The following is a 2,124-nucleotide window of genomic DNA, read 5'->3' on the forward strand; positions in this document are numbered from 1 at the left end:
TATACAAAATACCATGGCCAAGACAGCGAAATCAGCGGATTACGGGCTCAACAGTGCGGCTTGCGCGGCACCGATGGACGGGAAGTTCGGTCCGTGATGATCGCGGGCGCCGCGAGTGGCCTCTGTCGAGAACGCCTTAAGATCCGGCGGCCGATCCAGACGCCGAGCGCGACGCCTCCCGCCGACAGGAGGATCGTGCCAAGGCTGGCTATTTCCAGATGATAGGGTTCAATTGCACGTTTGACAGCGTGCTTCCCGCGTTCGTTCGGGCTTACGCGATTTTGTGGCCAATACCGCGGATCAAGGATTCGGCTATCCGCCAGCGCCTGTTCCAGTGGGTCGAGAGGCTGCGGTTCAATCGGATACAGGCTCCGACCCTCCGGCACCCGCAGCGCCTCGATCGCACCGATCAGCGATCCATTCTCCCGCCATGCCGCCTGCACTGTGTTCGGGGCGAGCCACAGGTGCTCGGCCAGCAGAGAAAGTGTGAAGTGACGGATGAGGGCGCTCTCCGTCTCGGTAGCGGCCTCGATGGCGATATCGCATTCCGTGTCGAAACCCATTGAGCGGTTGTCGATATTGCTTGATCCGATCTTGAGAAACCAGTCGTCGATCACGAATACCTTGGCGTGGACATAGATCGGTGTGCCAACCGCGTTTGCAGGGTGAAAGATCCGAAAGCATCCGCCGCCGCCGCGCGTATCCGCGTCCCGCAGGCGTTCGATCATTCGGGAGCGGACCGAATGCATCGCCTCGTCCTCCAAGAAGCTCTGGGCCGACTGCGGGTTGACGATCACGATCTCCGGGCCGTCCCGTTCGGCCAGCCGCGCTTCCATTGCCTCGCACAGGGAACCGGAAGCGAGATACTGGCTCTCGACGTAGATCGTATGACGGGCGGCGCGGATCGCGGCAAGACAGAGCTTCTCGATCTCGTTCACCAGCGGACTGCCGCGATAACGCGGCATTGTGCGGGCGATGCCGACGTCGACATCGCGTATGTCCGGCTGCAGGTCGTCCGGCCATAACGAGGTGCTCGCGGCCTGCGGCACGCGTAATTCCTCGCCGGTGGCCAAGTGCCAGCGCCTGCGCGACAACTCGCCAAGGGCCTTGGCCACCGGTCCTTCAAGCGCGGTGGTCACGTCATGCCAGGGCTGGTGCAACGAGCCGTCAGGGTCGAGCCGGCGATCATCTTCGGGTGCATGGTCGCGAGTATCCCAGCGCCCCGTGGTCACGTCGATCCCACCACAAAACGCTAGGTGGTCGTCGATCACCACGATCTTCTGGTGATGACAGGCACCCGCCGGGTGATGGCTGTCAAGCGCGAGGCGGACGCGCCCGGAGGCCATTTTGAGGCGAATTGTCTCCCAGGCCTGCGTGGCGACCTCGGCGAGCATCGCGCCGTCCCACTTGAGGACATACAGGTGCAACTCGGGACGCCTGTCCACCAAGGCTTCGAAGAAGTCACCGAGACGGTTCGGCCAGCCGTCGGACGCATTGCCGTCCTCGTCACTCTGCCCTGGTAGCATTTCGATGCGAAGATCGAAGTCCCAAGCGATCAGGTAAACCGCCCGCTCGGCACGAACCAGCGCCGCGCGCAGGTGGACGAAATAATCGGCCGCATCGACGATCAGTGCGGCGCGGCTGGCGCGTGCTACGCGCCAGCAGGTCGAGCCCGGTTGAAGCAGTGTGTCGGTTTGAACTCTGGTCGTCGGCATGACTCTCCCTCGATATCTCGTGTATCGGCTGTTCTGCCATTATTCCAACGATGCAGACGTAGATTTGATCCGAAATCGATTTTAAGCCACAAAAAAGGGATAAGCTATATTGCAGCTCCCGAAGGTTTTTCGCATCTCATGTCCGCATCCGTCGCTTCGTTCGACGGAGCCGCAGGGTGACGCGGCCGGCCGAAAGGTGTCAGTCCGCACGGGCTGGATGTCCACTTCCGCAATACCGATCGGCAATTTCGCCCCCGCGGCAAACGTCCGCTCACCGCTCAGCCATCGACGGGTGAGCACTTGCATCGAATGGCAACTCCCCGCCCTATGTGTCGAAGTCTCACCATTTCCCTGTGAAAGAACTTTCAGATCCGACTGGACTTCGCGGGCCGCTGGAGCGGTAGTGGTC

General features: G+C 61.6%; 1 protein-coding gene. It reads right to left on the minus strand.

Annotation, left to right across the window (positions count from 1 at the left end; genetic code table 11):
• Positions 1-47: 47 nt before the first annotated feature.
• Positions 48-1,715 carry a phospholipase D-like domain-containing protein gene (locus tag ACOI1H_RS25155; RefSeq protein ID WP_422441011.1) on the minus strand — a complete coding sequence of 556 codons (1,668 nt, stop codon included), beginning with the start codon at positions 1,713-1,715 and terminating at the stop codon, positions 48-50.
• Positions 1,716-2,124: the final 409 nt, after the last annotated feature.

This window comes from Loktanella sp. DJP18, from assembly GCF_049310965.1.
GTDB lineage: Bacteria > Pseudomonadota > Alphaproteobacteria > Rhodobacterales > Rhodobacteraceae > Loktanella.